This is a genomic window from Polaribacter septentrionalilitoris (assembly GCF_009832745.1).
Lineage (GTDB): Bacteria > Bacteroidota > Bacteroidia > Flavobacteriales > Flavobacteriaceae > Polaribacter > Polaribacter septentrionalilitoris.
In genome coordinates this window covers 133,481-155,231 of record NZ_VRMJ01000008.1, presented here as the reverse complement: position 1 = coordinate 155,231, position 21,751 = coordinate 133,481, and the positions used below count along the sequence as shown (strand labels likewise).

Below are 21,751 nucleotides of genomic sequence, written 5' to 3'. Positions count from 1 at the left end.
CTACTAAAATGCATAACGTTGTGGTCCTCCTCTTCGGATTTCCTCGCTAGCAAACTCTTCGAATTTTTTAAAATTGTGTCTAAATGCATTCGATAATTTAAATGCTTCTTTATAATAGGCTTCATCATTATTCCAAGTAGCTCTTGGACTTAAAAGTTCTGTTGGCACACCAGGACAAGTTCTTGGTTGTGCAACTCCAAATACAGAATGGATGTGATAATCTTCATATGTATAATCTCCTAATTTACCTTCTAAAACTGCTGTAATCATTGCGCGTGTATATTTTAAAGGCATTCTTCTACCAACTCCATATTTTCCGCCAGACCAACCTGTATTGATTAACCAAACATTAACACCAGCTTCTGTCATTTTTTTACTTAACATTTCTGCATATCTTGTAGGATGTAAAGGCATAAATGGAGCACCAAAACATGCTGAAAAACTTGGCATTGGCTCTGTAACACCAGCTTCTGTTCCTGCTACTTTTGCAGTATATCCAGAAATAAAATGATACGCTGCTTGACTCGCTGTTAATTTTGAGATTGGAGGCAAAACTCCAAAAGCATCTGCAGTTAAAAAGAAAATATTTTTAGGGTTTGAACCCACTGATGGTACTTTGATATTCTCTATATGATGTATAGGGTAACTTACTCTTGTATTTTGAGTAATGGTTGTATCTTCAAAATCAACTTCTCCATTTTCATCTAAAATTACGTTTTCTAAAATCGCACCTTTTTTTATAGCTCCATAAATTTCTGGTTCTTTTTCTTTAGATAAATTAATTACTTTGGCATAACATCCTCCTTCAAAATTAAAAATGGTATTTTCTGATGTCCAACCATGTTCATCATCACCAATTAAACTTCTATTCGGATCTGTAGAAAGCGTAGTTTTCCCTGTACCTGATAATCCAAAGAAAATAGCTGTATCACCTTGTTCACCAACGTTTGCAGAACAATGCATTGGCAATGTATTTTTATCAACTGGTAAGATAAAATTTAAGGCAGAAAAAATTCCTTTTTTAATTTCTCCTGTGTACCCTGTACCTCCAATTAAAGCTATTTTTTTACTAAAATTTAAAATCGCAAAATTATGTTGACGAGTTCCATCTTCTTTTGGATTTGCCATAAAACCTGGAGCATTAATCACTGTCCATTCTGGAGAAAAGGTTTCTAGTTCTTTCTCTGTAGGACGCAAAAACATATTGTAAGCAAACATATTGCTCCAAGGATATTCATTAACAATTCTAATTTGTAGTTTATAATTTTCATCAGCACAAGCATAACTGTCTCTTACAAAAATTTCTTTTTCAGAAAGATAATCAACAACTTTATCATACAAGGCTTCAAACTTATATGAATCAAATGGAATATTGATATCACTCCACCAAACCTCATCTTTGGTGATCTCATCTTTTACAATAAAACGATCTTTAGGAGAACGACCAGTAAATTCGCCTGTGTTCACAGCTATTGCTCCTAAATTAGACTCAGTTCCTTGACCTTTGCTTAATGTTTCGTTATGCAATTCGTCTGAAGTTAATTGGTAACGAACTGTTGCATTTTTGATTCCTAGACTATTTAACGAAATCGATTTCGTATTTGTATCTACCATATCAATATTTTTGATGTTTTTATATGCTACAAAATTAAACAATATTTTAAAACTGATTAATTTTGATGAAAGAATTATGAATTTATCACTATTTTTTGACTTTCTTTAAAAATATAGCAATCATTAACAACCAACCAATTATCAACATTACGCCTCCCAAAGGGGTAATAAACCATATTTGTTTAGCTGTAATTGGTGTTAAATGAATTAGAAAAATTGAACCTGAAAATAAAATAATCCCTAAGAAAAAAATGAAGCTAATTCTATTTTTTTGTGCAGCAGTAAACTCTTTATAAATATTCACAAATAGAAGTACAATTACATGATACATTTGATAACGGACTCCAGTTTCAAAACTTGAGATTTCTTGAAGAGTCAATACATCTTTAAGTGCATGAGCACCAAATGCGCCTAAAGCAATGGCTAAAACTCCTAAAAATGATGTGATTATTAAATTTTTAAACATTTTATATTGTTTTTGTTAAATTTTAAACAATTTTAGTATCTTCGTTTAAGACAAAAATACGTTATTATTGATGAAAAACATTCTAATTATTGGTGCAGGAAAGTCAAGTTCTTACTTGATTAAATATTTGTTAGAAAAATCTTATGATGAAAATTTATTTTTAACAATTGGTGATATTTCCATCAATCTAGCAGACAAACTCATCAACAATCATGAAAATGCAAAAAGTGTTGTTTTTGATGTTTTTAACGCAGAACAACGTAAAGAATTCATCCAAAAATCTGACATTGTAATTTCAATGTTACCTGCAAGGTTCCATATAGAAGTAGCCAAAGATTGCATTAACTATCATAGAAATATGGTGACAGCTTCTTATGTTTCAAAAGAAATGAAAACATTAGATGAAGCTGCCAAACAAAAAGGATTGATTATAATGAATGAAATTGGTGTTGATCCAGGAATTGACCATATGAGTGCAATGCAGGTGATAGATAGAATTCGTGAAAATGATGCTAAAATATTATTGTTTGAGTCTTTTACTGGCGGATTAATAGCTCCTGAAAGCGATGATAATCTTTGGAACTATAAATTCACTTGGAATCCTAGAAATGTTGTTTTGGCGGGGCAAGGTGGAGCTGCTAAATTTATTCAAGAGGGAACTTACAAATATATTCCCTACCATAAATTGTTTCGTAGAACTGAATTTTTAAATATCAATGGAAGTGGAAAATTTGAAGCTTATGCTAATAGAGATTCTTTAAAATACAGAAGTGTCTATGGTTTGGATGATATACCCACAATGTATAGAGGCACCATAAGAAAAGTAGGGTTTTCTAGAGCTTGGAATATTTTTATTCAATTGGGGATGACAGATGATTCTTACACTATAGAAAACTCTTTTAATATGAGTTATCGTGATTTTGTAAACTTATTTTTAGCCTATTCACCCTCAGATTCTGTAGAATTAAAATTACGTTCTTATTTAAAAATAGACCAAGATGATGTAATGTGGGAAAAGTTAGTAGAGTTAGATATTTTTAGTGATACCAAAAAAATTGGAATTGAAAATGCAACTCCAGCACAAGGTTTGCAAAAAATATTATCAGACTCTTGGACATTAAAAGATGATGACAAAGATATGATAGTAATGCAACATCTTTTTGGTTATGAAATTAATGGAGAAAAACGTCAAATAGAAAGTAGCTTAGTGGTTATTGGTGAGGATCAAACGTATACAGCCATGGCAAAAACGGTAGGCTTACCTGTAGGAATTGCAGCATTAAAAATATTAAAAAAGGAAATAAAAACTATAGGTGTACAAATACCTATAGCTAAAGAAATTTACAAACCTATTTTAGATGAACTAGCAGAAAACGGAATACAATTTACAGAAAGAAAAGTTCCCTATTTAGGGTATAACCCACAAAGTGTAAATGGGTAATTACATTTTTAAATAAAAATCTCTCGTTAAATTGATATACGCTTCAGTGTATTGATGACGTTCAACCTCTATAATCAAATCCTCGTTTACAAGTTCATTTTGACGAAAAGAAAACGTTAATAAACTTCGTTTAATTTCTGATATTGGATTTCCTCTAACATGACAAACTTTATTTAAAAAAAGGTTATTTTTAGTTGCAATATCAACAAATTCTTTTTCCTCTTTAAAAGGAATGATTACTGAAAAACTTCCATTCTCAGAAAGTATTCTACTAACTCCAAATAGTAAATCTTCAAAAGTTAAAGATGATGTAAATCTAGCCTTATTTCTAGCAATATCATCAGATTGGTAATCATCTGTATAAAATGGAGGATTAGAAATAATCAAATCATAAGTTTCTTCTTCCTCAGCAATTTCTTTAGCAAATTCTTGAAAAGTTGCATTGTAACAATACAAACGATCTCCCCAATCTGAATTTTCAAAATTTTCAACAGTTTGTTCGTATGCATTTTCATCAACTTCTACTGCATCAATAGTCATTGCATCAGAACGTTGTGCCATCATTAAAGAGAGTACTCCTGTTCCAGAACCAATGTCTAAAATCGAGTCAGGAAAAGCTTCCAATGAACTCCAAGCACCTAATAAAACGCCATCTGTTCCTATTTTCATAGCAGTTTTATCTTGATTTACAGAAAACTCTTTAAATTGAAATAGCTTTGTCATTTGTCAAAAATACAACGAAAAATTAGGGTTTTTAACATAATGTATGGTTTTTGTATTGGTGTTTTAATTCTAAAAAAAGATTCTTGTAGCTATTTTTACAAAAAACTATTTTATGAAACATTTCTACATCTTAGCCTTTTTTATTTTAGTAACCTTAGTATCGTTTTCACAACAGATGCCTATTGATTTCGAAAATAGCAATCATGTTTTTTCAGGATTCACAGGTTCTAGTTTTGCTACAGTTAATGACCCTACAAACTCTTCTAATAAAGTTGGACAATTTAATAATAATGGATCAGCTGCAGATCAAGGTTTTTATATTGATTTAAATAGAGATATAGATTTAACAAATCAAAAAGAAATTACTTTTTCATTTTATGCTTTTGATCCGAATCAACATACAATTACATTAAAATTAGAAAATGGAACCAATGCAGATGTAGAAGTAACACAAACTATCGCAAGTGGAAATGCAACAAACTGGCAAAACCTTATTTTCGATTTTTCTAACGCTACATTTTCAGGTACCAATAACACTACAAATTCATCTGGAACTTATAGCAAATTGGTAATTTTTATTGACTTAGGCGTTACAACTGCAGGTACCTATTTGTTAGACGATATTTCTGATGGTTCCACACCCACAGACCCAAATGAGCTAGATGTTGTATATAGTGATTTGGTATGGTCTGATGAATTTGATGGAAATACATTAAATACTAGTAAATGGCATCATCAAACTATAGGAATTGTAAATGGTGGTTGGGCAAATGGAGAAGTACAACACTACACAAATAGCACAGAGAACTCTTTTGTTACAGCTGATAATTTACATATTGTGGCTAAAAGAAAAACCATTGTCCAAAATGGTGTTTCTAGAGATTTTACTTCAGCAAGATTAAACTCAAAATTTGCATTTACTTATGGTAGAGTTGATGTTAAAGCAAAACTGCCAGAAGGAGAAGGTACTTTTCCTGCAATATGGACCTTAGGAAAAAATATTAGCGAAACAGGTGCTTATTGGCAAACCCAAGGTTTTGGCACAACACCTTGGCCAGATTGTGGAGAAATAGATATTATGGAACATGGTTTACACGCAACAAATACTGTTTCTAGTGCGCTTCATACGCGTTCAAGCTTTGGAGGAACTGTAAATACTAAAACAAAACCTTTAACAGATGTTGCAAATACCTATCATGTATTTTCTATGAATTGGTCTCCAAACCAAATTACTTTTTTAGTAGATGGTGAAGTACATTATACCTATAAAAAACCCGCAAATTTTACAGACGTAAACTCTGATGGTGTAGACGATGGTTGGCCTTTTGATGAACCTCAATTTTTGTTGATTAATTTTGCAATGGGAGGTATTTCTGGAGCAGTAAGCCCTAGTTTTACAGAAAGCAGTATGCTTGTAGATTATGTAAGAATTTATCAAAACACCAATACTGCAAGTGTTGATGAAAATTTCAGTAGTAATTTTTCTGTGTATCCCAATCCAGTTTCTAGGTCTTTTAAAATAAAGACTACAGAAAAAATTGATGATATTATACTATTTAATAATATTGGTCAAAAAGTATATTCACAAAAATACACAGACAATAGAGAAATTAATATCGAAAATTTACCAAAAGGATTATATTTTCTAAAAATTTCTTCAGGCAACAATACAGCAATTAAAAAGCTTTTTCTTGAATAAATAAAAAAATCCTTTGATATAATTATCAAAGGATTATATTTTTTTTTGCAGAAAGGAAGGGATTCGAACCCTCGATACCGTTACCAGTATACTACCTTTCCAGGGTAGCGCCTTCGACCACTCGGCCACCTTTCTAGTTATAAATACAATTCTATTAAACCTTCAGGAGTTTCTACAAGAACAGTTTTTGTATCCCTATCTACTTTTTTGATAAAATCATCAATCATAGGAATAAATATTTCTTTTCCTTCTCTGTCAATTTCAAAAAGTGGTTGAGCGGCTTTATCATTTATATGAACAATAGTTCCTACTTCACCAAAGTTTGTATCAACAACCGTAAAACCAATTACTTCATGAAAATAAAACTTATCACCTGTAAGTTTTGGCAATAAATCAAGTGGCAAATAAATTCCACATTTTAAGATAGAATCGGCTTCTTCTTCAGAGTACACATCTTCGAACTGAACACGCAACTGATTACCTTTATGTAACGAACTTTTGTCAATAAAAAATGGAACCAGATTACTGCCAAATTCGACATAAACTGATTCCATATTTTTATACAACTCAGGTTCGTCTGTATCTAACTTGATAACAACCTCACCTTTAAAGCTATGTTTTCTAACGATTTTGCCTAAATAAAAACAATCTTCTTTACGCATTATCGTTTAAAAATTTACTCAGCTGCTTTTTCTTCTGTTGCTTCTTCAGCAGTTTCAGTTGCTTCAGCAGCAACTTCTTCTGTAGCTTCTTCAACTACTTCTTCTGGTTGTGCAGCAGCAATTCTTGCTTCGTTTACAGCTTTTTCAGCCTCTAAAGCTTTTGCTTTAGCATCAGCATCAGCTTTTGCTAATTTTTCTTCTTTTGTAGAAACTTTACCTTCTTTTTCTTCTAACCAAGCTTTGAATTTTTCTTCAGCTTGCTCTTCAGTTAAAGCTCCTTTGCGTACACCACCAGCTAAATGATTCTTTAATAAAGCTCCTTTGTAAGATAAAATTGCTTTTGCAGTATCTGTTGGTTGTGCACCATTTTGTAACCATTCTACAGCTTTATCAACATTTAAATCGATAATTGCAGGGTTAACATTTGGGTTGTACGTTCCAATTTTTTCTAAGTAACGTCCATCTCTTTTTGCACGTGCATCAGCGGCAACTATCCAATAGAATGGTTTCCCTTTTTTTCCGTGTCTTTGTAATCTGATTTTTACAGACATAATTTGTTAATTTTTTAAGGTTCTCGACCTTGGTTATTAAAAATCTTACCATCTCGTGATAAGTGGGCGCAAAATTACAAAACCTTTTTTAATCTAAATCACTAATTTTCAATAAATTTTACAGAAATTAAAATGCTTTGCTCTTTAAAAAAAGATTACACTTTTCTTAAAAACTCAAATGAGTCAAAAACAAAACCTTATCAGCAAACCCTAAGGATAGATATCAATTAATTTTGCAACAGATGTGTAACAATAAGCATCTCAAAAGAAATTATTGAAATTTAAAATGAAAACGACAATATGAAGTACAGTGAAAAAATTTCAAAAAAAATAAATGAATTATTAGAAAAAAATTATGACGCAGAGAAAGGATACCTTAATGCTGCAGATAATATTGATAGTCCAAAATTAAAAATGTTTTTTAAAAAAAGAGCTTCAGAAAGAAGTGAGTTTGCTAAAAACATAAGAACAGAGATATTAAGTTATGGACAAATACCAGAAGAAGATGGCTCTATAAAAGGAACAATGCATAGAAATTGGATGTCTTTAAAATCTCTATTTAGCTCAAATGATGAAGAAGCCATTTTAGAAGAAGCAATTCGTGGAGAAAAAGCAAGTTTAGATGAATACAGCGAAATATTAAAAGAAGACGCTTTTGCCCCATCAACTAGAACAATGTTAGAAAACCAAAAGCACCAAATACAATCTGCAATTAATAGTTTAATGGTAGAAGAAGAGTTAGCATAAATGCAACCTCATTAAATTAACAATTAAATTTATAAGTCAACCTTTCATTGGGTTGACTTTTTTTGTTGATAAGTCACAATAAATAATCAGTCAAAAATCATCAATGTTTTTGTAATTTTAACTTCCCAAATTTATCAGCAAAAACACCATTTATGTACTTAATTTTCGATACTGAAACTACAGGTTTACCAAAAAGTTGGAATGCACCTATTACAGATACTGACAACTGGCCAAGATGTATCCAAATTGCATGGCAACTACATGATAAAATGGGAAATCTTATTGAGCATAATGATTTTTTAATTAAACCTGAGGGATTTAACATTCCTTATGACGCGGAGAGAATTCATGGAATTTCTACTGAATTAGCTGATGAACAAGGTATTGATTTAGACAAAGGGTTACAACTATTTAATGAAGCTTTACAGAAAACCAAATTTGTAGTTGGTCAAAATGTAGAGTTTGATTTAAATATTATGGGGTGTGAATTTCATAGACTTGGGGTTGAAAATAAATTATTAGAACTCCCTGTTTTAGATACGTGTACAGAAAAAACGGCACAAATGTGTCAAATTCCTGGCGGACGTGGAGGAAAATTTAAACTCCCAACGTTAACGGAATTACACAACCATTTATTTGGAGTTGGTTTTGGTGAAGCGCACAATGCAACTGCAGATGTTGAAGCCACAACTCGATGTTTTTTAGAGTTAATTCGTTTGCGTGAATTTACCAAAGAACAATTGGATGTTGATGCTGATTATTTCAAAAACTTTTCTGAAGAAAATCCAAAACCCATTCAAGTAATTGGTCTTAAACACATCAATCTAAAAAGAGAAAGTGACAAGATTCGTAAACGTCTAGAAAAATTAAAAGTTGATGTTACAAAAAAATCAACTTCTGTAGGTTTAGCAGAATTAAAAGAGGTTCAGTTTGCACATTTGCACAATCATACACAGTTTTCTGTATTACAGTCTACCATTCAAATTGGTAATATTGTAAAAGCAGCTGCAAACGATAACATGTCTGCTGTGGCAATGACAGACACTGGAAATATGATGGCTGCATTTCACTTTGTAAGCGCTGTTTTAAATCATAACAAAGACGCAGAAAAACCAATAAAACCCATTATAGGTTGTGAATTTAATGTTAGCGAAGATCATACCAATAAATCTCAAAAAGACAACGGTTATCAAGTAGTCTTATTGGCAAAAAACAAAAAAGGATATCACAATTTAGCAAAAATGTCTTCCATTGCTTTTGTTGATGGATTCTATTACGTACCAAGAATTGATAAAGAAATCATCAAAAAATATAAAGAGGATGTTATTGTTTTAACTGGAAATCTTTATGGTGAAGTACCTAGCAAAATTCTAAACCTTGGAGAAAAACAAGCTGAAGAAGCTTTGCTATGGTGGAAAGAAGAGTTTAAGGAAGATTTTTATATTGAGTTGATGCGTCATGATCAACAAGATGAAAAGATTGTGAACGAAACTTTACTGAAATTTTCTAAAAAGCATGATGTTAAAATTGTTGCAACCAACAATACTTTTTATTTAAATAAAGAAGATGCAAATGCACATGATATTTTATTATGTGTAAAAGATGGCGAAAAACAAGCTACTCCAAAAGGAAAAGGACGTGGTTACAGATATGGTTTGCCAAATGAAGAATATTATTTTAAGTCTACAGATGAGATGAAAAAACTCTTTGCAGATATTCCTGAAGCGATTAGCAATATTCAAGAAATTGTAGATAAAATTGAAATCTTCACCTTAGCCAGAGACGTTTTATTACCAGCTTTTGATATTCCAGATGAATTTAAAGATCCTGAAGATGAAAAAGATGGAGGAAAACGTGGAGAAAATAATTTCTTACGCCATTTAACTTATGAAGGTGCTAAAAAACGGTATGGAGAAATCACAGAAGCCATTAAAGAACGTTTAGATTTTGAACTTTCTGTTATTGAAAACACAGGCTACCCAGGATACTTTTTAATTGTTGAAGATTTTATTAGAGAAGCCAGAAATATGGACGTTTCTGTTGGCCCAGGGCGTGGTTCTGCTGCTGGTTCTGTAGTTGCTTATTGCTTATGGATAACCAATATAGATCCTATAAAGTACGATTTACTTTTTGAGCGTTTCTTAAATCCTGAGCGTGTTTCAATGCCAGATATTGATATTGATTTTGACGACGAAGGACGAAGTAGAGTAATGGATTACGTAATTGATAAATATGGTGCCAACCAAGTAGCACAAATCATTACGTATGGTACCATGGCTGCAAAATCTTCTATTAGAGATACAGCTAGAGTTTTAGATTTACCATTGTTTGAAGCCGATAGAATTGCAAAGTTAATTCCAGGTGTAAAACTGAAAAATATTTTTGGTGATGACGCTAAAAGTAAAGGCAAAATAGCAGGGTTACGATCCGAAGAAAAAGTAATGGTTGAGGAATTACAAAACCTTGCTTTAGGAAATGATTTGGCCTCAGAAACTGTAAATAAAGCTACTATTTTAGAGGGCTCAGTTAGAAATACTGGTATTCATGCCTGTGGTGTAATTATTACTCCTGGAGATATTACTAACTATGTTCCTGTTGCTTTAGCAAAAGATTCTGACATGTACGTCACTCAGTTTGACAACTCTGTAGTAGAATCTGCAGGTTTGTTAAAAATGGACTTCTTAGGATTAAAAACGTTAACTCTAATCAAAGACACCGTAAAAATTGTGAAAGCAAAACATGGTGTAGAATTAGATCCTGAAAGTTTCCCTTTAGATGATATCAAAACCTACGAATTATTCCAAAGAGGAGAAACTGTTGGTATTTTTCAATATGAATCTCCAGGAATGCAAAAACACATGCGCTCTTTAAAACCAACCGTTTTTGCCGATTTAATTGCAATGAATGCCTTGTACAGACCTGGACCAATGGAATATATCCCAAGTTTTATCAATAGAAAACATGGTACAGAAGATATTGAGTACGATTTACCAGCAATGGAAGAGTATTTGGCAGAAACGTATGGAATTACAGTCTACCAAGAGCAGGTAATGCTACTCTCGCAAAAATTGGCAGATTTTACCAAAGGTGAAGCCGATGTTTTACGTAAAGCCATGGGTAAAAAACAAATTGCGGTTTTAGATAAAATGAAACCAAAATTTATTGAACAAGCTGCTGCAAATGGACACGATGCAAAAAAATTAGAAAAAATATGGAAAGATTGGGAAGCTTTTGCAAGTTATGCCTTTAATAAAAGTCACTCCACTTGTTATGCGTGGATTGCCTACCAAACAGCCTATTTAAAAGCCCATTACCCTGCAGAATATATGGCCTCTGTACTTTCTAACAATATGAACGATATTAAATCAGTATCCTTTTTTATGGAAGAATGTAAACGAATGGGACTAGAAGTTTTAGGACCAGATGTAAACGAATCTTTTTTAAAGTTTTCTGTAAACAAAGATGGTGCAGTTCGTTTTGGAATGGCTGCAGTTAAAGGTGTAGGAGCTGCAGCAGTAAGAGCAATTATTAAAGAAAGAGAAGAAAATGGAAATTACTCGTCTATTTTTGATTTGGCAAAACGTGTTGATTTACGTGCTGCAAATAAAAAATCTTTTGACAGTTTAATAAAAGCAGGTGGTTTTGATTCTTTTATAGATACACACAGGGCACAATATTTTGCAACAGATGAAAAAGGACAAACCTTTTTAGAACGTGCAATGAAATTTGGTAATAAGTACCAAGAAAACTTAAATTCTGCCCAAGTTTCTTTATTTGGAGAAGCATCTAATGTACAATTTCCAGAACCTGATATTCCAGAATGTGATACTTGGGGTACTATGGAATTATTATCACAAGAAAAAGAAGTTATTGGAATGTACATTTCTGCACATCCTTTAGATGATTTTAAGAATGAAATGATTTTTTGTAATGCCAAATTAAAAGATTTTAAAAGTGATTTACAAAAGATTGTAGGTAATAATTTATCTTTTGCAGGCATTATTACAGATGTGCAACATCGAGTTTCTAAAGCTGGAAAAGGTTGGGCTGCATTTACTATTGAAGATTATGGAGATAGTAATGAGTTCAGAATTTTTGGTGAAGAATACTTAAAATACAAACATTTTTTAGTTCCAAATTCATTCTTATATGTGAGAGCGACCATTCAACCAGGTTGGACTAATAAAGATGGTGTAACTGGAGAGCCTAGAATTAAATTTACAGATTTTAAATTATTACATGATATTATGGACGAGTTATGTAAAAAACTCACTATAAAAATCCCTGTCGAAGAAGTTAACGAAGAAAATATTCTAAATCTAGAAAGTATTTTAAAAAATAATATAGGTAAACAATCTTTACGATTTACCATTTGGGATGCAAGAGATAAAATAGAAGTGAATTTACCTAGTAGAAACACAAAAATTAAAGTTTCTAATGAATTGTTGGCCATTTTAGAACAACAACAGATTAACTTTAAACTAAATTAATTGTTTTTTTATCACCTTAAGAGTATGCATATTCATGATTATAATTAAAAAGACTTTTTTAAAAGGATTATTTTAAGGAATTCATTAAATATCACATCTATTTTTATTAGAAACTCAATTTGGTTTTTCTTAACATTTTAAAAACTTCGTTAACCTTATTATTCTGTAATTTTGTTTAACAAAATTAAATTAACATGAAACAAAAAAATAACGGAACTTGGGTTAGCTGGAATGAAAACCTAAAGTATAACTACCTTACAAAGTATGACATTACTTCTGAGGAGGAGCTTCAAAAAGTTGTAGCTAATAATGAAAAAATACGTTTTTTTGGAAGCAAACAGTCCTCTGCAGATATTGCCGCTGGTACTGATGTGTTGATAGATATGACAAGTTATAATAAAATTGTTTCTTACGATTATAATGCAAAAACAATTACAGTTCAGTCTGGTTTAATCTTAAGTGAGCTACTAGAAGCTGTTGAATCTGTAGGTTGGTGTATACCTTGTTTACCTGATATTAATACCATTACCATTGGTGGTGCTTTAGCTACAGGAACCCATGGTACAAGTGGTAAATTGTTATGTGAATACATGACCGAATGTAACTTAGTACTTGCTGATGGAAGCGTAAAAACCATTACAGAAAACGATGATTTAATAGATGCAGTTCGCGTTTCTTTAGGGATGTTAGGTGTAATGTCTACAGTAACTTTTAAATGTGAACCTGCTTACACATTGCATATTAAGGAAGGTCCAGAAAAAGATAGCGAATGGTTGCCAAAAATTAAAAGTAGATTAAAAAAGCACGACTTTTTAAGAATTTTATGGTTGCCTCACACAGATACAGGATATGTGATTACTGGAGATAAAATTGACAAAAATCAAGAAGTAATTGAAAATACAGGCCCTAAATACTTAAAACATAGAAGAACGGTTTCTAAAATATTGTATAAGTATTCTCATAAATTTCCTTGGATAACTTCAATTGCAAATAAAATTATTGCAAAAGCTTTCTTCAACTCTAAAAAAGAACATAAAGGTACTCTGTACCAAGCCACTGTTACCAAATCTAGAGGATCTACTTTAGAATTGGCAGAATGGACAGTAAGTCTAGATAAATTTCCAGAAGTTTTTAAAGAATTAAAAACAGTTATTAACCAATGGAATAATAAGTCATTTATTCATATTCCAATGGATGTGCGTTTTGTATATCAAGACAAATCTTGGTTAAGTTATGCCTATGGACACGATACAGTAACCATGGGTTGTGTATCTAGAAATGCAGCAACTGCAGATACTTATGAAGCGTTTAAAACTATAGAAAATATTTTCTTAAAATATGGTGGTAGACCACATTGGGGAAAACGTTTTGCAGCAAAAGATGCAGAATTGTCTCAAATTTATCCAAAATGGAAAGCATTTAAAGAAGTTAGACAAGAATTAGACCCCACAAATAAGTTTTTAAACCCGTATTTAACAAAATTAGTGGGTGCTAAAAAATTAGTAAATGAAATTGCCTAAAGGATTTTTATTCGATTTTGATGGTGTAATTGTAAACAGTTTTGAAAGCCATTTTTCTGCTTGGAAATCGGCTTTCAAAGAACTGTTTGATCAAGAAATTGTGCCTTTCCCAAAATTTCATTCAGGAAAATCACCCATGATTATTGCTGAATATTTTTGTAGTGTTATAGGTAAAAATGACCAAACAAAAGAATTATACCAGTTAAAAGATAAACACTTAGACACCTATTTTACAGTACCTAAATTATTGCCGGGTGTAAGAGAATTTACGGCTTTTTTATCAGAAAAAAAGATTCCTTATGGTATTGCAAGTAACGCCACCAAACAATTTTTAAAGAACAGTGTTTATCATCTAAATTTAGATTTTAAAACAGTTTTTGGTGTACAAGATTATGAGAAACCTAAACCTCATCCTGAAGCATACAAAACTTTAGCAAAAGCGTTGGGTTTTAAACAAAGTGATTTTAAAGAATTATGGGTTTTTGAGGATAGTTTAACAGGCACAACAGCAGCAAAAGCAGCAGGTATGATTCCTATTGGTATTTTAACTCAATACCCTGAGGAAGAGCTTAAAGCAGCTGGGAGTCATTTGGTTTTTCCTACATTGTTTGAAGCCTATCAATATTTAACTTATTAAAATTTTTAGGGCGTTCCCTTTCAGGTCAGGCTAGATTTTGTCTTGAGTGTAGACGAAAGACAATCACTCTTTTTGCTGAAAAAGTAAAAAAGAGATCAAACAAAAAACTCTTTTGAGCTTGAAGAAAGACTAAATCCTTAACGCGTATTACAGACTCCAAAAGCAATAATTCAAAGATTTTTTTAAAACAACAAGACCTCACAGGTTTTGAAAACCTGTGAGGTCTATCATTTTGTAGGCAAATAACTTTATTGTAAAGTCAATTCTCTAAACAAACTTTCTAAAGTCTTATTTTCAGAACTTAATTCTAACACTTTAAAACCATTTTCTTGAGCAAAATCGAAGATTTTAGAACGCATATCTTCTTCTGATTTAAAAGTAAGTTGCCAAGTATTATTTCCTATATTTTTTGATACAACAAGGTTTTCAAGTGTTTTAATTTGAGATTCTTCAACTTCTAAATTAAAAATAACTTTTATGATTTGTTGATTGTTTTGTTGCAAATCTATAAGGGTTTTATCAATAACTAATTCCCCTTTTTTTATGATGATCACTCGATCACAAACAGCTTCAACTTCTTGCATAATATGTGTAGAAAAAAGTACGGTTTTGTCTTTCCCTAATTCTTTTATTAGAGATCTAATTTCAACCAGTTGGTTTGGGTCTAAACCAGTTGTAGGTTCATCTAAAATTAAGATTTTAGGGTCGTGTAAAATGGTAGCTGCTAAACCAACCCTTTGTTGATATCCTTTTGATAATTGATTTATTTTTTTGTGTGCCTCAGAAGTTAAACCAACTTTATTGATACAAGTTTCAATTCGGCTTTTATCTACTTTATAAATAGAGGCTTGAAATTGCAAGTACTCACGAACATACATCTCTGTATACAAAGGGTTGTGTTCTGGCAAATAACCAATTATCTCTTGCGCCTTAATTGGGTTTTGTAATACATCTATATCATCAACTAAAACTTTACCTTTATTAGGTTTTATAAAACCTGTTAAGATTTTCATCATTGTTGATTTTCCTGCGCCATTTGGCCCTAAAAAACCTATAATTTGTCCGTCTTTAGCCTCAAAAGAAACGTTGTTTAACGCTTTTTGTGCTTGGTAGTTTTTTGTAACTGATGATACTTTTATGGACATTTTAAAAATTTACAAATAATTAGATTTCTTAATCAATCAACCTGACAATTAATTTATTATGGTAACGAATGTAAGTGACTTTTAGTTTACAAAAACCAAAGTTTTATTTTTTATTTTTCTGATATTTTTCATTCTTGCCCAAGCTAATTTATGACGCTGTTTGTAAATCCATAATGAGCCTAAATCAAGTAAAAAATAAAAGAAACTAATTCCACTTGGTGGGTTATGACTTGGTAAAAAATCGAAAACGCCCCAAGCTGTAGCTGGCCATTTCCAACATAAATAGTTGGTACCAACAATTTCTAAAAAAGCAACTGTTATATACATTGTTAAATAGAACAAACGTTCTCTTGGTTTGTTTCTTAAAATTAATAAAGTGGCAATGGTCATCACAAAACCAAAAACATCATTTTTAAAAATTAAAAATACCAATGCATATATAAAAATAAAAATTGTAAATACTTTTTCTAGTTGTGTTTTGTATTTAATAATAGCACTGGCTTTAGAAAAATATAAAACAGCAACATATACCAATGCATGTCCTGGAGGAATATAGTGCGGCACATTACCTAATCTATAAGTATACATTCCCATAACAATTGAAAATAAATACTCACCAAAAATAGCAATTAAAATAGCAGAAATCATTTGTTCTTTACAACGTTTGGTTACTTGTAAAAAAACAATAGTGGTTACTATAAACATAACTGCATTGGCATACCATTGTGCATTTGGGGTTATTTTTACAAAATGATAACTATCTAAATAAAGACCCGTTAACATAAAAAAGAATAATAAACCTATACTTTTTCCTGCTGCATACCAAGGAGATTTTGAAGCCAATAAACTCATAGTGCGAAAATACTAAAGTAAATAAAAAATGACTCAATAAATTGAGCCATTTTTTTTTATGATTTAAATTGCAAATTTTATAATTGATAACGTACTCTAAATGTTACCAACCTTGGTAAAATAAAAGTTTCATTAATTGAGTTTGAAATGTTTCCGTTATTAACACTTACTCTAGATTCTGTGCCCAATATGTTACTTGCTTGAAACTCATACTCCCATTTTGCATCTTTATCTTTTCTATATGACATTGAAAAATCCCATATTTTAAAAGAATTTTGATGTTGCCCATTTTGTATAACTTCATTGTAAGAAAAATCAGATCTAACTGTTAGAGAATTCCAAATATAAGCATCAAAATTTATAGACGGTGCGTGTGTAACCGATTTAAAGTTAGAAGTATTTCCTGTTCCTAATTCTGTTCTGTTTTGGTCTGAAAATGAAGCTCTATAATTTAAACTAACGTTAGGTGCTTTTATGTAATTAGTTCTAATCCCTGGAGTAATCGAATAACTTTGTGTATTTAATTTTGTTGTTTCTGATCCAAATAATTGATATGCTTGAGAGTCTGAAAAACGGGCATTAAAACTTGTTCTAATCTTTCCAAAAGTTTTTGTAACACGTCCAAAAGCAGAAATAGATTCAATATCAAAAGGCAAGTTTAAATTGGTATTTGTTGAAACATTAGATCTAACATTTGGGTTGTTTACGTCAGGTACAAAATCTGCAATTGAAGCAATTTGTTCCATAGTTTTGTTATAATTTACTCCCGCAAAAACAAACAAGTTGTTAAACAAATTAAAACTACTATAGTTTAAATTAATAGATTCAACTTGTGCATTCATTATATCATTATTTCCAAAGAAAAAAGAATTAAAATTTCTAGCAACGATACCTTCTGCAATTTGATTTACGTCTGTAAAATTAACTCGCTGTCTGTAGTTAAAACGCAAACTTTCACTCTTTTTAAATTGAGCAATAATATTTAATTCTGGTAAAATTTTTGTGAAAGTGTCTTTAAAATCTGATACAACACCTACTTGATTATTGTTTAAATTATAAGAATGCGCAGTAAAACCTGGTCTAAAAGTAAAAATACCTGCTTTTACACGATAACGCATACCTGCATAGATATCTGAAAAATTATATTCTACATCATTCGTATTACTTGCATTAGCAACATTTGGAATATTTAAACTGGGATCTAATGTACTGCCATTATCTAGCAATTGAAAGAACCTAGAATCAAAGTTTTGTTTACTCAAAATAGTACCTCCAACAAAGTTAAAGTTACTTTTATTGTTAATAATATAATAGTAATCTAACTTGGCATCTAATTGATTTGATTTAACACGTCTATCTTGTTCTAAAGTATAAAACTGTTGTGTTTTATCTAAACCTAAAACATCTGCTGCCGCATCAAAACCATCTGCATTGTTGTTTGGATCTTGATTTAAATTTTCTATAGAAGAAACATAAAAAGGATCTTCGTCTTGCAATTGATGCTGCACTTCTAAAGCAAAAATATTGTTTTCGTTTGCTGTATAAAAGTAACTTAAATTCTGATTAATTGTAAATGGTGTTGCCTTTTCATTTTCTATAATAGGTACATTATTACCTATTATCTGAGACGTACCATTATCTAATCTAAACTCGTTTGTAAAACGACCATTCAAATCATAATTTAATTGATTGTTGATGTTTTTCTTATAAATCGTTTTAAAATTGAATAATCCAGAATTACTAGTTTGATCTGTTGTGTTATCTGTTACATCATCTGGAATTGCAGGATCATTATAATTGATAATATTTCTATTTCTTTGTCCATTACTGTTACTAGACCATATTAAATATCCACTTAAATCTAGTTTTTTATTGGGTGAATAACTAAAGTTTAAAGCCGTTAACTTAGTTTCTATTCTATTCGCATTTCTTGCATTTGGGGTTAAAAAACCAATGCCTGCACTTGCTAAATTAATATTAGTTCCATTTGATGGACTTTGACTTCTAAAACCACCTCTAAAACTTCTTAAATCTCTTCTGTTTAAAACAGCCTCTCCTAAATTATTGATATCTCCAATTACATTTAATGTATATTTTGGGTTATAATAAAATAATTTGGGTTGAAACAGGTATAAATCATCACTTGGAGTAAAACCAGCACCAGCATATACATCTCCAAACCAAAAATTCTTTTTACCTTTTTTTAATTTGATGTTCATTGCAACTCGATCTTGATTATTTTGAACTCCTTTTAATTGATTTACATCACCATAGTTTCTGAGTACTTGAATTTTATCAACCGCATTTGATGGAATATTTTTTAACGCTAGTTTTGTATCACCACTAAAAAACTCTTTTCCATCTACCATTATTTTCTCAACAACTTTACCCTCAACTTCTATTTGTCCTTGATCATTTATTTCTACTCCAGGTAACTTTTCAACTACGTCTTCTAACTTACGTTCAGAACCATTTGAGAAGGAGTCTGCATTATAAACAATAGTATCTCCTTTAATGGTAACTGGCATTTTAGAAACTACTGTAATTTCGTCTAAAGAATTATCTTCTTTTAAAGTAATATTTTTTACAATATTTTCTGTTGTTGTAGTTATTACAAAGTTGGCCGTCTTAAAACCTATGTAGCTAATTTTGATATCAAATGTGCTGTTTTTATCTAAGTCTAACTTGTAGTTTCCTTTAGCATCTGTAAAGCCATAAGAAGCCATTTTTTTAGTAGTTTTATTGATAGCCAATACATTTGCCATTTCTAAGGGCTCACCTATACTATCTTTTACAACACCTGTAAGTTTAACTTGGGCACTAGAAATAAATGAAACCATAAAGATGGTTAATAGTAGTAATTTTTTCATTGTGTTTTTTAGTTTTTTTAATTAGAATCTTCCTCTTCCTCTTCCTCTACTTCTAAAATTTTGTCTCATCTCCTCCATCTTTTTTGTAATGATACTTACATATTCTTTTCTTGTAACTTCATCACCTTTTGTTGGTTTTTTTATTTCTATTTTTTCTGATGGGTTTAGTACAATTTCTGTACATAAAATAGTGGTTCTACCTTCGTTAATTTCTAAAATTAAACCAGGTAACCCCCAATATTCTCCTGGACCATTACTTACTGGTATTTGTGGTGTATACCATGCTGTAACTGTTATTTTTTTTGGTATTTCAATATCTTCTGTAACTTTTACAGTTTCTGTAGAATCTTTTTTAGCATCGTCTTTTTTCTTATCATTATCTCTATTTCTTCTTCTCATGTTTCGCCAATCTGTAACATCTACATCTTTGGTAAGTGTTGCTTTGTAACAAACATATTCTCCAATTTTTTTAGTTTCACTACCCAATTCCCATTGTGGCATTTCCATAGCATCTGAAATTAGAAAGTTTTTTCCAAAAAACTCTGTAGATTCTAAAGCCACTAAATCTTTAGTGTTTTTATATTTGGTTCCTCCACCAGTCATTCCTCCCCATCTCATTCCACCACCAGCACCAGGTGCAGATAATTTTTCATCCTCTTTATAAATTGATGCTGTTTTATCGAAACTTAAAATAAATGTTTTTTCTAGCATCGATTTCATTCTCTCTGCAATTTGTTTCTTTTGCGCTTCAGACATGCTGTTCATTCTGCTTCCCCAACTACTCATATCTAGTGTAGTTTTAGACATGTAAACTGCTTTTCCTTGAAAATCTTTTTGAGCAAAAGTAACAGTAGCTGCTAATGCTAGTAAAAAAGTAAAAATTGATTTCATACGTTTTGTTTAAGTTTTAGTCAAAAATATGTGTTAAAATTTATAAGAGTCTTAAAAAAATACAAATGTTTGTTGTTTCTAAAATTAAAAATCATTTTATATTTCTAATAAATCAAGAACCCTAAGCATAAGACATATCTATAAGAATAAAGTTTAATTGGCTTTAACAAACTTTAACATAATACTAAAACTACCCTCCCATTTTAATATTGATACCATTTCCTAAATCCATACCATTTCTACTTTTAAATTTTTCCATTAATTCGTTAGATTTTTCTTCCTGAATTTTATTAAATTTTTTCTGATTAACTACTTTCCCTTTTTTAGGTTCTTCAATGACTATTTTTTCAGAAGGATTTATAATTATCTCTGTGCAAACAATGGTATTTTTACCATCATTGATTTCTAAAATTAAACCAGGTAAACCTTGATAGTTATCAGGACCATTGCTTAAAGGTATTTCTGGCGTATACCAAGCTGTTGTAGTTACATTTTCTTTTGTAGTTTTTATTTCTGATTTACCATCTACAAATGTTGCTTTTTTACTTTCTACTTCTTTGGTATAAGTAGCTTTATAACAGGTATATTTTCCAATATTTTTTGTTTCTGAAGACATTACCCAATCCTGTTTATTTATTTCATCTTTTATTAAAAAGCGTTTACCTTGTATTTCTGTCTGTTTTGCGTATCGTTTTTCTTTTATATTTTTATACAAAACAGTACTACTTCCACCTCCTAAAGAAATCATTTTTATCTGAGCTCCACCAACTTTAGTTCTTGGTGCACCTAATGCAACATCTTGTTTATAGACAGATTCGTATTTGTCAAAATCTAAAATATAAGTTTTCTGATTCATTTTTTGCAACCTCGCTTGCAGCTGTTGTTTCATTTCATCTGACATTTTAGAATTTTTATCGTTGCCAAATTTAACGTTCGATTTTCTGCTTGTTTTATAAACTGCTTTTCCTTGAAATTTTTGTGCATTTAATGATACTACCATCAAGAATGCAAATGTTGTTAATAGTGTTTTCATAATTTAGTGTTTTAGTATTTTTTAGAAATTTTAATTAGCTTTTGTATATTTTTTTTTGATTTAGTTATTAGCGTGTCAATGTTTTTTGTTTCTCCAGAAACTTCCATTTTTCCTTTAAATTTATTTTTAGATTCTTTTAAATCCAACTCAAAACTCAATGCAATATTCTCACTAGGTTTGTTGTTTTCAAAAATAGATTTTACATCCTTCCAATTTATCTGTTCTAAATCTTTTACTGAAGTTGCTGAAAAGGTCAGGGAAGTTATTTTAGAAACTTTATCTTTAGAGTAAGTTGCTTTTGTAGTAGTTTCTTGTGCATTTATAAGTAGTGAAATAATTAGTAAAAATAAAGTGGTTCGTTTTTTCATAATATTGTTTTTTAAATTGAACACTACAAAGATGCAACACAA

Annotated in this window: 17 protein-coding genes and 1 tRNA gene; 6 read left to right on the top strand and 12 right to left on the bottom strand. The window is 30.8% G+C overall.

All coding sequences use genetic code 11. From position 1 onward, the window contains the following. Positions 1–3: 3 nt before the first annotated feature. Both pckA and FP421_RS01925 read right to left on the bottom strand, forming a co-directional pair. Entirely contained in the window at positions 4–1,614 is a 1,611-nt protein-coding gene (gene pckA, locus FP421_RS01930) for a phosphoenolpyruvate carboxykinase (ATP) (RefSeq protein WP_159947131.1), read from the bottom strand. 88 nt (positions 1,615–1,702) lie between these two features. Beyond that, the gene (locus tag FP421_RS01925) at positions 1,703–2,080 is read right to left on the bottom strand and encodes a DUF423 domain-containing protein (protein WP_159947075.1); all 378 of its coding nucleotides are present in this window, start codon (positions 2,078–2,080) and stop codon (positions 1,703–1,705) included. Between the two features lie 70 nt (positions 2,081–2,150). Between FP421_RS01925 and FP421_RS01920 the strand changes: the two genes are divergently transcribed. Beyond that, complete coding sequence (locus FP421_RS01920) at positions 2,151–3,521, top strand: saccharopine dehydrogenase family protein (protein ID WP_159947073.1); 1,371 nt, start codon at positions 2,151–2,153, stop codon at positions 3,519–3,521. On the opposite strand, the gene FP421_RS01915 is transcribed toward FP421_RS01920, so the two are convergent. Beyond that, complete coding sequence (locus tag FP421_RS01915) at positions 3,522–4,244, bottom strand: tRNA1(Val) (adenine(37)-N6)-methyltransferase (protein ID WP_159947071.1); 723 nt, start codon at positions 4,242–4,244, stop codon at positions 3,522–3,524. It abuts the gene before it with no gap. Positions 4,245–4,356: 112 nt separating this feature from the next. Between FP421_RS01915 and FP421_RS01910 the strand changes: the two genes are divergently transcribed. Next, positions 4,357–5,943 (top strand): family 16 glycosylhydrolase, encoded by a 1,587-nt coding sequence (locus FP421_RS01910; protein WP_159947069.1) that lies wholly within the window; start codon positions 4,357–4,359, stop codon positions 5,941–5,943. Positions 5,944–5,991: 48 nt separating this feature from the next. Here FP421_RS01910 and FP421_RS01905 read toward each other — a convergent pair. The 3 genes from FP421_RS01905 to FP421_RS01895 all read right to left on the bottom strand — a co-directional run bounded on the left by FP421_RS01905 (position 5,992) and on the right by FP421_RS01895 (position 7,156). After that, positions 5,992–6,078, bottom strand: a tRNA-Ser gene (locus FP421_RS01905). A gap of 2 nt (positions 6,079–6,080) precedes the next feature. Then, on the bottom strand, positions 6,081–6,605 hold the full coding sequence (gene rimM / locus FP421_RS01900; protein ID WP_159947067.1) for a ribosome maturation factor RimM: 525 nt from the start codon (positions 6,603–6,605) through the stop codon (positions 6,081–6,083). A gap of 14 nt (positions 6,606–6,619) precedes the next feature. Continuing rightward, positions 6,620–7,156, bottom strand: a complete 537-nt coding sequence (locus FP421_RS01895; protein ID WP_159947065.1) for a 30S ribosomal protein S16 — start codon at positions 7,154–7,156, stop codon at positions 6,620–6,622. A gap of 300 nt (positions 7,157–7,456) precedes the next feature. Here FP421_RS01895 and FP421_RS01890 point away from each other — a divergent pair, with 300 nt between their 5' ends. The 4 genes from FP421_RS01890 to FP421_RS01875 all read left to right on the top strand — a co-directional run bounded on the left by FP421_RS01890 (position 7,457) and on the right by FP421_RS01875 (position 14,550). Continuing rightward, complete coding sequence (locus FP421_RS01890) at positions 7,457–7,903, top strand: ferritin-like domain-containing protein (protein ID WP_159947063.1); 447 nt, start codon at positions 7,457–7,459, stop codon at positions 7,901–7,903. Between the two features lie 152 nt (positions 7,904–8,055). Beyond that, a complete protein-coding gene (gene dnaE / locus FP421_RS01885; protein ID WP_159947061.1) occupies positions 8,056–12,393 on the top strand; it encodes a DNA polymerase III subunit alpha in 4,338 nt (1,445 codons plus the stop codon). Between the two features lie 194 nt (positions 12,394–12,587). Continuing rightward, a complete protein-coding gene (locus FP421_RS01880; RefSeq protein ID WP_159947059.1) occupies positions 12,588–13,913 on the top strand; it encodes a D-arabinono-1,4-lactone oxidase in 1,326 nt (441 codons plus the stop codon). After that, on the top strand, positions 13,900–14,550 hold the full coding sequence (locus FP421_RS01875) for an HAD family hydrolase (protein ID WP_159947057.1): 651 nt from the start codon (positions 13,900–13,902) through the stop codon (positions 14,548–14,550). Before FP421_RS01880 ends, FP421_RS01875 begins: the two co-directional genes overlap by 14 nt. Positions 14,551–14,798: 248 nt before the next feature. On the opposite strand, the gene gldA is transcribed toward FP421_RS01875, so the two are convergent. From gldA to FP421_RS01845, 6 genes are all read right to left on the bottom strand, one after another. Continuing rightward, entirely contained in the window at positions 14,799–15,695 is an 897-nt protein-coding gene (gldA, locus tag FP421_RS01870) for a gliding motility-associated ABC transporter ATP-binding subunit GldA (protein ID WP_159947055.1), read from the bottom strand. An 81-nt stretch (positions 15,696–15,776) separates the two neighbouring features. Continuing rightward, complete coding sequence (locus tag FP421_RS01865) at positions 15,777–16,547, bottom strand: hypothetical protein (protein WP_159947053.1); 771 nt, start codon at positions 16,545–16,547, stop codon at positions 15,777–15,779. A gap of 77 nt (positions 16,548–16,624) precedes the next feature. After that, positions 16,625–19,417: a carboxypeptidase-like regulatory domain-containing protein gene (locus tag FP421_RS01860; protein ID WP_159947051.1), complete on the bottom strand. Its 2,793-nt coding sequence runs from the start codon at positions 19,415–19,417 to the stop codon at positions 16,625–16,627. Positions 19,418–19,438: 21 nt separating this feature from the next. Continuing rightward, on the bottom strand, positions 19,439–20,308 hold the full coding sequence (locus FP421_RS01855) for a GLPGLI family protein (protein ID WP_159947049.1): 870 nt from the start codon (positions 20,306–20,308) through the stop codon (positions 19,439–19,441). Positions 20,309–20,498: 190 nt separating this feature from the next. Further along, the gene (locus FP421_RS01850) at positions 20,499–21,341 is read right to left on the bottom strand and encodes a GLPGLI family protein (RefSeq protein WP_159947047.1); all 843 of its coding nucleotides are present in this window, start codon (positions 21,339–21,341) and stop codon (positions 20,499–20,501) included. Between the two features lie 11 nt (positions 21,342–21,352). Beyond that, positions 21,353–21,709, bottom strand: a complete 357-nt coding sequence (locus FP421_RS01845; RefSeq protein WP_159947045.1) for a hypothetical protein — start codon at positions 21,707–21,709, stop codon at positions 21,353–21,355. Between the last annotated feature and the right edge of the window lie 42 nt (positions 21,710–21,751).